The following is a 10,084-nucleotide window of genomic DNA, read 5'->3' as shown; positions in this document are numbered from 1 at the left end:
CGCAGCGGCCTCAAAAATGGGCCTGCTACGCAGTCCATCGGGAGCAAGTCGAATCGTCGCACCGCCCCTCCCACATCATGTCTGCGTCACGCGTTACTCATCTCAAGCGCCAATTGCACCGCGCCATCGACACTCAAGCCACTGAGCCGCACCTGCGGTGCCAACGCTTCAGGCAACCCCTGCAAGACCTCGCGGGCATCATGTCGCACACGGGCCAACACCAGGCGCTTGCCCTGCGCATGGACCTGGGCAAAAAATGCCGCCAGCGCTTCGATGCTGGTGCCGTCAAGGTCCGGCGATTCCTCCAGGCTCAACACCATCGCCTCGACCGGCGACTGCCGCATCAGGCGCAGGGCCGCGCCAAGGATGCGCTCGGCATTCGCAAAAAACAGGGCTTCGCTGGGCCGTACGATCAGTACCCCCGGTACAGCCGAAGCATCGGCATGGTGCTGACGGTCGACAAAGTCATGGCTGTCACCCAGGCGCCCCAGTACCTGGATATCGGCTGACGACATCTGGCGCAGCATCAACATCACACTGATTGCGACCGCGAGCAGCAAACCATCCAGCACCCCCAATACCAGCACCGCCGCCACCGCACAGATCACCAGTAAACGATCGCGCCGCCAGAGGAAATAACGCCCCAGCGGCTGCAAACTCAAGCCGCGCCCCAGCGCATAGATAACGACGGCCGCCAGCACCGGCTCCGGCGTGAGCGCGACATAGGGCAGCACCGTCAGCACAATCAGCAAGGTCACCAGCGCCGCGACGATCCCCGCCAAGCGTGAATAAGCGCCAGCCGCCTCATTGGCCGACGTCGCGGAGTACCCGGCACCGGCCGGCATGCCGTGGAACAGCCCGGAAACCAGGTTGGCCGCACCCAGCGCGAGCAGGTCGCGGTTGGACGACACACGGTCGCCATGCTTGAGCGCGAACGAACTGATAGAGCCGTAGGACTCGGCGTACAGGATCATCACCAGCGCAAACGCCAACTCGCCCAGGCGCAGCCAATCGGCAAACGGCAGCACTGGCAAATGCCCCAGCTCCAGGCGCAGGTCGATCATGCCGATCAGCGCCACGCCATGAGCCTGCAGGTCCAGATACTGCCCGGCAGCGATGCCCAGCACCACAACCACCAGCCCACCAGGCACGCGCGGCAAGCGCGCGCACAGCCACAGCACCAGCAACGCCAGAGCCGCCACCAGGGCCGCAGGCCAGTTCCAGCGCGGCAGTTGCTCCAGCAACTGCGGTAGAAAACGGATCAGGTTGTTATCGGTCAGGTGCACGCCCACCACACTGGCCAATTGCTTGAGGATGATGGTCAGCGCCAGACCGAAGGCAAAGCCACGCAACACCGGCTTGGCGATGAAGGAGGTGACGCCGCCGAGCTTGAACAGGCCGGCCAACAGGAAAAACACCCCAGTGAGCAACACCAATCCGAAGGCCAGGGACAGCCTCAGGGCCGGGTCATCACCGGCCAGGCTGGCCGTTGCCGCCGCCAACACGGCCGCCGACGACGAGGTGGCCGAGACAATCGCAAAACGGCTGGTGCCGAACAGGCCGTAGCACACCAGCCCGGCAAACAAGGCAATCACCCCGGCCTGAGGCGGCAGTGCGGCAATGCTGGAATAGGCCACGGCCTCCGGCAGGAGCAAACCGGCAATGGATAATCCGGCCAGCAGGTCTTGGATACGGTTTGAGGGTACGGCGGCAGGTACATCGGTTTCAGTCTTCAATCGGCCCAACCCATCCTGGCAAAAAGCGTGCGTAAGCTTAGCCCTCATTGCCGGGCCGTGGTTGAGCCGCGTCAGCTTTTGTACCGGCAAAAAAAAGCCGATTCGCGGTGTGCGCGAATCGGCTGTGTGCCTAACGCCCTGAGGTCAGGACAGCAGCGAGTAGATCAACGCCGTGATTGCCACCAGGCCCACGGCCGTGACGAACACGTTGGATGCCTGCCCGCGGTACTTGGCCATGGCCGGCACCTTGCGAATCGCGTACATCGGCATCAGGAACAGGATCGACGCGATCACCGGGCCGCCCAGGGTTTCGATCATGCCCAGGATGCTTGGGTTAAGCGTGGCAACAAGCCAGCACACGATCAACATAAATGCGGCGGTCAGGCGGTCCAGTGACTTGGCTGCCGGGCGGCGACCGGTCTTGAGCACCAAGCCCTTGAGACCTTCGCTGGCCCCGATGTAGTGGCCCAGGAACGACTTGGCAATCGCCACGAATGCAATCAGCGGCGCGGCGAAAGCGATAGTCGGGTTATCGAAGTGGTTGGCCAGGTACGACAGGATCGACAGGTTCTGGGCTTTCGCTTCCGCCAGTTGCGCCGGCGACAAGGTCAACACACAACTGAACACGAAGAACAGCACCATCGCCACCATCAACAGGTGCGCACGGGACAGGATCTGCGAACTGCGCTCATCAGCGTGGGCGCCGTACTGGCGTTTCTGATCAACGGCGAACGCCGAGATGATCGGCGAATGGTTGAACGAGAACACCATCACCGGAATCGCCAGCCACAGCGTGTTAAGCAGCGCCGAGGGTGCCGGCACTTCGTTGGCGGTGCTCAGGATGCCGCCGGTCCAGTGCGGTACCAGGTACACCGCCAGGAACAGCAAGGCCACGATGAACGGGTACACCATCAGGCTCATGGCCTTGACGATCACTTGTTCACCGCAGCGCACTACCGCCAGCAGGCCGAGGATCAGCACGAACGCCAGGACCGCACGAGGCGGCGGCAGGATGTGCAATTGGTGCTCCATGAAGCTGCTGACGGTGTTGGTCAGCGCCACGCTGTAGATCAGCAGGATCGGGAAGATCGCGAAGAAGTACAACAGGGTGATCAATGCGCCGGCCTTGAGGCCGAAATGCTCTTCGACGACGTCGGTAATGTCGGAACCGTCGCGGCCGGACAAGACGAAACGGGTCAGGCCACGGTGGGCAAAGAATGTCATCGGGAATGCCAGTACCGCGAGGATCACCAGCGGCCAGAAGCCCCCCAGACCCGCGTTGATCGGCAAGAACAAAGTACCGGCGCCAATGGCGGTGCCGAACAGGCCGAGCATCCAGGTCGTGTCCTGGCGGCTCCAGCTTGTGAGGGTTGCAGGTGTCGTTGCATAACGTTCGTCGACGCTATTGGCCTGATCATTCATCCGGTCGGATCTCCGCATTCACACGGCCGGGACGAGTCAGAAATACCTGACAGGCAGCGCCCCAGCCATAACAAGCGCGCGATTCTCCGGGATTCTTTCGAATAAGCAAAGACTTAGCTGAGGAACGGTGTTGCGGTGCAGATGCGCAAGGTCGGCCATAAGCCGCGGTATCAGCGGGCCGCAGCACAATACAGGGCAACCGGAAGGGCTTTCAGTCGTGTCCATTGACAGCCCGCCGCCCTTCCCCGCATCATCAAACCATGAACCCAATCCCGTTGCGCCTCACCCGTACCACCACCACGACCGCTCATGGCGGGTCGTGCGGTTGCCGTGGGTGCGTGAACTAGAGACCCCCCCAAACAACCCAAGGCCCCGCCAGCAATGGACGGGGCCTTTTTATTGCCTCGCCCTCTGGCCACTGCAAGGAGCAAGACCATGGCTAACGCCCTGTTGATCATCGATATGCAAACCGGTTTATACGATGGGCCGGAAAAACCCTTCGAGCGCGAACGCGTTCTGGGCACCATCAACCAGCTGATTCAGCGCGCTCGCAAAGCCCAGGCACCGATATTCGTGGCCCGCCACACCGGCCCCGAGGGTTCACCGATCGCAGCCGGCAGCGCGCTCTGGCAGCTCTGGCCGGGCCTGGACGTCGACCCGGCCCGCGACCATCTGTTCGATAAAACCCGCCCCAGTTGCTTTCTCGGCACCCGCCTGGCGCAGCAACTGGCAGCGGCGCAGGTCAATGAATTGGTGATCGTGGGCATGAAGACCCAGTTCTGTATCGACACCACCTGTCGAGTGGCAGCCGAGCTGGGTTTCTCGGTGGTGTTGCCGGAGGATGGCCATACGTGCATGGACACCCCGGCGCTGAAGGCCGAGGCGATCATTGAGCATCACAATGCGACGTTGGCGGGCGCGTTTGTGAAGCGAGTCAAAGCCTTGGACATCTGGAACTGAGGCAACGGGCTTTCAACTAATAAGCCGAGGTACCCAAGTGGGTGTTGCGCAGTTCGCCATTGATAGCGTTCTGCGCAATATCCAGTTTTTCGACCAGCTCAGCAGTTTCGTGGGCGGTCAGTGCAATCACAGGGCGGGCCCAGTCGAAATCCTTGATGACATTAATTCGAAAGCCACCCGCGGCATCAAATTCCGGGTACCAGCCCACATCCAGCAGCAACCCACCCGCGAATTCGACTTGGAGCATATCTTCCTTCAATAGGTCGATCTGCTTCGCTAACGCTACATCCTGCAGGATCGACAAGTCATCATGAGTGACGGTGCCACCGGCAAAGTGAAATGGGATCAATTTGTTAACCTCCTGAATTCCTGTTCAGAAATCGGATGACCATGAATAGCGCCAGCACTCAGTTCTATGCGGACCCAGCGACTGAGCCTGCCATGGCTGGCGCCAATGCAGTGTGGATACTCCATGACTTTCCAGGGTTTTCCATTAGTGGTGCAGACACCATTTTTATAAGCCTCTCGTTCAAGCATTTCAATAGCGATACCGGGCCTGTATTTAGCCGGGCCTACCAACGTGCCAGCGATGACTGTTCTCCAGGGTATTAGCGTCGAAGGGCTGTGTTTGTAACCGTACGGCGTCCATTCAATCTCTTCGGGTGTGGCAGGAACAAGCATCCATGTCGTCTCTGCAAAGTGGGAAAGTCGACAAAGTCTGGCGCAGCTTTTCGACGCTGGAGGGGGAAGCAGAAAATTCAGAATGGCCTTACGCAAGAAGAACTTTTTCTACTTGAACAAAACGCTGTGCCCTGCAAATCCCGCATACTGCCCCTATCAAACCCTTCAGGAAGAGCCTTGCGATGTCCACCACTGTTCTGGTCCTGGTTGAAACCATCAACGACTACCTGTCCATCATCGAGGACAGCGAGTTCCATGTAATCCTGGCTCCGACGCCCGCCGAACGCGCCCAGGCGATCAAGACCCACGGCGGGCAGATCAAGGCTGTGCTGACCCGTGGGCCACTGGGGCTGTACGCCGAGGAAATCGCTGCGTTGCCGCTGCTGGAGATCATCTGCGTGATCGGTGCCGGCTACGAACATGTGGACCTGCAGGCGGCGAGCAATCGCGGGATCGTGGTGACCAATGGCGCCGGGGTGAATGCGCCGTCGGTGGCCGACCACGCCATGGCGTTGCTGCTGTCGCTGGTGCGCGGTATTCCCCAGACCGATGCGGCGGTACGGCGCAGTGAATGGCCGAAGGTCATGCGCCCTTCCCTGGGCGGTAAACAATTGGGCATTCTCGGGCTCGGTGCAGTCGGCATGGAGATCGCCAAGCGCGCTTCACTCGGTTTCGGCATGGAGGTCAGTTATCACAACCGCCAGCCCCGTGATGATGTGGACTACACCTACTGCGCAACGGCGATAGAACTGGCGCGCACCTCGGACTTCCTGATCCTGGCCACGCCGGGCGGCGCGGGCACCCGCCATCTGATCGATCGCCATGCGCTCGACGCCCTGGGGCCGAACGGCTATCTGGTGAACATCGGACGTGGCAGCGTGGTGGTCACCGCTGACCTGGTCGCCGCCCTTGAGCAACGGCGTATCGGCGGCGCGGCGCTGGATGTGTTCGATGATGAGCCCAAAGTGCCGGACGCCCTCAAGCGCCTGAGCAATACCGTGCTCACCTCGCATGTGGCCGGCCTGTCGCCGGAAGCCGCCCATGACACGGTGCAACGCGTGGCCGACAACCTGGTGGAATATTTCGCCGGCCGTCCGGTGCTGACCCCGGTACCCCTCCCGCCACGCAACTAGTAGCGATTAGCCAGCTACGTCGTAAAACCTGTCTACACTGCATGCGGGGATGCTCAGGACGCCGGTGCAGGACCGGCGAAGGAACGCACAATGGTTGGCCATGGACCCGGCCCGGCCCGTCAACGCGGTGCCATTGGTTTGATCGGCGCATTGACGCTTGGGATCGCGCTGTTGTTTCTGCTATTGGTGGTCGACAGTGGCCGCCTGTACCTGGAAAAACGCAAGCTGCAACGCGTCGTCGACACTGCGGCGCTGGAAGTCGTCAGCCGCGGCGGCAAATGCACTGCGCCGAATGACAATGCCGCGCAATTCGCGACCCAAAGCGCCCTGCGCAATGACTTCCCGGTCGATGCAAACCGTACGTTGAGCACCGCCTGCGGCGCCCTGGCCACCGGCGCGGACTTTATGCGCACCTTCAGCGCCGACCCGAGCAAAACCGATGCCATCCAGGTGATCGCCACCCACCGCGTTGCCACCAGCATCGCCCATGCACTGCACACACTGTTTTCGGCACAGCCCATCAGCCTGACCACGCGGCTGAGCGCCACCGCAGTGGCCGCCGCCCCCGCACCACCGGTGGCCACGCTCACCGTGCGCAGCACCTTGCTGACGATAGACAGCACTCAATCCGCCGCCCTCAATGGCCTGATCGGCGGCCTGCTGGGCGGCAAGCTGCAGCTCGACGCGGTGGGTTGGAATGGCTTGATCAACACCGATATCAGCCTGCTCAGCTACCTGGATGCCCTGGCCATCCGCCTGAATGTCAGCGCCGGCAACTACGACCAACTGCTCCAGACCGACGCCACCATTGGCCAGTTGATCCAGGCCGCCATTGACGTGCTCAAGCTGGGCGGCGACGCAGTCCAGGTGGTGATCAACAACCTGGAAACCATCAAGCTGATCGCACCCGGCACGCAGATCCTGCACCTGGGTGACCTGGTCAAGATCCAGAACGGCACCGATAAAAGCGCACTGAATGTCGACCTGCAACTGTTCAACCTGATCCAGGGCTTTGTGCAACTGTCGAACAAGGCCAGCGCGGTGGCGGTCGAGCTGCCGGTCGATGTGCTGGGCTTGTTGAATGTCACGGTCAAGACCCGGGTCATCGAGCCGGCCCAGATCTCCGCTATCGGTAACCCTCAGTTGATCGACACCCAGCCGATTGCGGTGCGCACGGCGCAAGTCAGGACCTGGATTTCCCTTAAACTGCCGGTGATCGACGGGCTCACCAAGGTGATCGGCCTGGTCACCGACCTGGTGGGTTTGCTGCTGGGCAGCTCATTGGATGTGGTGCCTGGCACGCAAATCGATATCGCCCTGGAGGCCGCCAGCGGCAGCAGCTACGTGACCGGCTATCGTTGCAACGGACCCGCCGACAAATCCCTCTCGGTGTCAGGCACCACCTCCGCCGTCAGGCTGATGGTGGGCCAGGTCGACCCGAAGAACCTGTTCTCATCCACCGCCCCGCTGAAAGTCGACGACTTCCCGCTGCTCGACCTTGGCGTCAAGACCTGCAGCAAAGGCGTGTGCGACCCACGACAACCCTACGCGGTCGGTGGCCTGAGCCTGCGCGTCGACAGCAGCGTGGCCAAGACCACCCGCGCCCATGTCTATGTGTCGCCACCGGAGGTCAAGCAACCGCCGAGCTATTTCAGTTTCAGCGCCAATAACGTGGTCGGCAGCTTGAGCGACACCCTCAACGGTATCCGGCTGACCAGCCATACACCGACACTCACCGGGCTTCTCGGTTTGGTGGTGGGCCTGGTGGTCGACGTGCTGACCGGCGTGCTGAACCTGCTCAGCGGGGTCATCTCCGGCCTGCTCAGCCCTTTGCTCGACCCGCTGGTCAATAACCTGCTCGCCGGCCTGGGCGTGGACCTGGCAAAAGTCGAAATCGGTGCCAACCTGTCCTGTACTCCCGGCGGCCGTGCCGTGCTGGTGATTTGAGCACATCAGGCCCGCTGATCATCCTCCAACACGCTAACCTATTAAGCCGCCCCGACCTTGTCGCTGAGCGGCGGCGCGCATTAGATTAGCCAATAGTCCACGGCCTTTAAAATAAGCAGAAGGGATAAGCATGGCGCTTAACGACCAATCGACTCAGATCCGCCCAGGCGAAGAACTGGATGCCAGCCTGATCGATCCTTACCTCAAGGCCCACATTCCGGGGCTGAGCGGCACAGTCAAGATCAGCCAATTCCCCGGCGGTGCGTCCAACCTGACTTACCTGCTGGAATACCCGGGCCAGGAGTTCGTACTACGCCGCCCGCCATTTGGCCACAAGGCCAAGTCCGCCCACGACATGGGCCGCGAATACCGCATTCTCAACCAGCTCAAGGATGGATTCCCGTACTGCCCGAAAGCCTACGTGCATTGCACCGATGAATCGGTGATCGGCGCCGAGTTCTACGTCATGGAACGGGTCAACGGCATCATCCTGCGCTCTGACCTGCCGGCCGAACTGGAACTGGACGCGACCCGGACCGAAGCCCTGTGCAAAAGCTTCATCGATAAATTCGTCGAACTGCACCAAGTGGATTACACCGCCTGCGGCCTGGCCGACCTGGGTAAACCCGAAGGCTATGTCGCACGGCAGATTCGTGGCTGGAGCGAGCGTTACGAAAAGGCCCTGACCCCGGACGCGCCCAGCTGGGAGAAAGTGCGTCTGTGGCTCAACGACAAGATGCCGGCCGACCATCCGACGTCCAGCATCGTGCACAACGACTACCGTTTCGACAACGTGATCCTCGACCCGCACAACCCGATGCAGATCATCGGCGTGCTGGACTGGGAGCTGACCACCCTCGGCGACCCCTTGATGGACTTGGGCAACACCCTCGCCTACTGGATCGAAGCTGCCGACCCCGCACCGGTGCAACTGATGCGACGCCAGCCGAGCAACGCCCCCGGCATGCTCACCCGCCGTCAGTTTGTCGATTACTACGCCGAACGTTCCTGCCTGCAGATCGACAACTTCGACTTCTACTACACCTATGGCCTGTTCCGCCTGGCCGGGATCGTGCAGCAGATCTACTACCGCTTCTTCCATGGCCAGACCCAGGACAAACGCTTTGCGCAGTTCATCCAGATGAACAAGCTGCTCGAGCAGATGAGCCTGAATGTCATCGCCAAATCCGCACTCTGATTACCAGAACAAGGAAACCTCATGTCCAAGACCAACCTGTTCGACCTCGACGGCAAGATCGCCTTTGTTTCCGGTGCCAGCCGCGGTATCGGTGAGGCCATCGCCAAGCTGCTGGCCCAGCAAGGCGCCCACGTGATCGTGTCCAGCCGCAAGCTGGAGGGCTGCCAGCACGTGGCCGACGCGATCATCGCCGATGGCGGCAAAGCCACGGCGATTGCCTGCCATATTGGTGAAATGGAGCAGATCACCCAAGTGTTCGCCGGTATCCGGGAACAGTTCGGGCGCCTGGACATCCTGGTCAATAACGCGGCGACCAACCCGCAATTCTGCAATGTGCTGGACACCGACCTCGGCGCGTTCCAGAAGACCGTCGACGTGAACATTCGCGGCTATTTCTTCATGTCGGTGGAGGCCGGCAAATTGATGCGCGAGAACGGCGGCGGCAGCATCATCAACGTGGCCTCGATCAACGGCATCTCCCCGGGCGTGTTCCAGGGCATCTACTCGGTGACCAAGGCGGCCGTGATCAACATGACCAAGGTGTTCGCCAAGGAATGTGCGGCGTTCGGCATTCGTTGCAATGCGCTGCTGCCGGGCCTGACCGATACCAAATTCGCCTCGGCGCTGGTGAAGAACGATTCGATCCTGAAAATGGCCCTGGCGCAGATCCCGCTCAAGCGCGTCGCCGACCCGAGCGAGATGGCCGGTGCGGTATTGTTCCTGGCCAGTGATGCGTCGAGCTACACCACCGGTGTATCGCTGAATGTGGACGGCGGCTTCCTGTCCTGACCCCAACTGTAGTGAGCGGGCTCGCCCCCCAGCGCGGGGCAAGCCCTAATGCCAGTCAGTTAAGGATTAACGCGGTCACTGTGGGAGGGGGCTTGCTCCCGATAGGCCGCGCAGCGGCCTCAAAAATGGGCCTGCTACGCAGGCCATCGGGAGCAAGTCGAATCGTCGCACCGCCCCTCCCACAATTTATCCATCGTCCGCTTTATCGCTTAACTGAC

Annotated in this window: 8 protein-coding genes; 5 read left to right on the top strand and 3 right to left on the bottom strand. The window is 61.3% G+C overall.

The genetic code is table 11. The annotated features are described in order from the left end of the window. Positions 1–86: 86 nt before the first annotated feature. Together ACQRBT_RS21350 and ACQRBT_RS21345 are read right to left on the bottom strand one after the other, a co-directional pair. Positions 87–1,736: a SulP family inorganic anion transporter gene (locus tag ACQRBT_RS21350; protein ID WP_161549837.1), complete on the bottom strand. Its 1,650-nt coding sequence runs from the start codon at positions 1,734–1,736 to the stop codon at positions 87–89. Between the two features lie 144 nt (positions 1,737–1,880). Further along, on the bottom strand, positions 1,881–3,158 hold the full coding sequence (locus ACQRBT_RS21345; protein WP_090370692.1) for a serine/threonine transporter: 1,278 nt from the start codon (positions 3,156–3,158) through the stop codon (positions 1,881–1,883). Positions 3,159–3,593: 435 nt separating this feature from the next. Between ACQRBT_RS21345 and ACQRBT_RS21340 the strand changes: the two genes are divergently transcribed. Then, positions 3,594–4,118, top strand: coding sequence for a cysteine hydrolase family protein (locus ACQRBT_RS21340; protein WP_161549836.1), 525 nt, complete (start codon positions 3,594–3,596; stop codon positions 4,116–4,118). Positions 4,119–4,134: 16 nt separating this feature from the next. Here the strand turns inward: ACQRBT_RS21340 and ACQRBT_RS21335 are convergent, their stop codons facing one another. Next, complete coding sequence (locus ACQRBT_RS21335) at positions 4,135–4,467, bottom strand: hypothetical protein (protein ID WP_090370688.1); 333 nt, start codon at positions 4,465–4,467, stop codon at positions 4,135–4,137. A gap of 514 nt (positions 4,468–4,981) precedes the next feature. Here ACQRBT_RS21335 and ACQRBT_RS21330 point away from each other — a divergent pair. From ACQRBT_RS21330 to ACQRBT_RS21315, 4 genes are all read left to right on the top strand, one after another. Beyond that, positions 4,982–5,932: a 2-hydroxyacid dehydrogenase gene (locus ACQRBT_RS21330; protein ID WP_244383357.1), complete on the top strand. Its 951-nt coding sequence runs from the start codon at positions 4,982–4,984 to the stop codon at positions 5,930–5,932. Between the two features lie 90 nt (positions 5,933–6,022). Continuing rightward, positions 6,023–7,879: a pilus assembly protein TadG-related protein gene (locus ACQRBT_RS21325; protein WP_060752636.1), complete on the top strand. Its 1,857-nt coding sequence runs from the start codon at positions 6,023–6,025 to the stop codon at positions 7,877–7,879. A 130-nt stretch (positions 7,880–8,009) separates the two neighbouring features. After that, a complete protein-coding gene (locus tag ACQRBT_RS21320; RefSeq protein WP_412047504.1) occupies positions 8,010–9,077 on the top strand; it encodes a phosphotransferase family protein in 1,068 nt (355 codons plus the stop codon). A gap of 21 nt (positions 9,078–9,098) precedes the next feature. Next, positions 9,099–9,866 (top strand): SDR family oxidoreductase, encoded by a 768-nt coding sequence (locus ACQRBT_RS21315; RefSeq protein WP_060752634.1) that lies wholly within the window; start codon positions 9,099–9,101, stop codon positions 9,864–9,866. Positions 9,867–10,084 lie beyond the last annotated feature (218 nt).

Origin of the sequence: Pseudomonas sp. R19M (assembly GCF_050312585.1) — a bacterium.
Lineage (GTDB): Bacteria > Pseudomonadota > Gammaproteobacteria > Pseudomonadales > Pseudomonadaceae > Aquipseudomonas > Aquipseudomonas palleroniana.
This window is presented reverse-complemented; position numbering and strand designations above follow the sequence as displayed.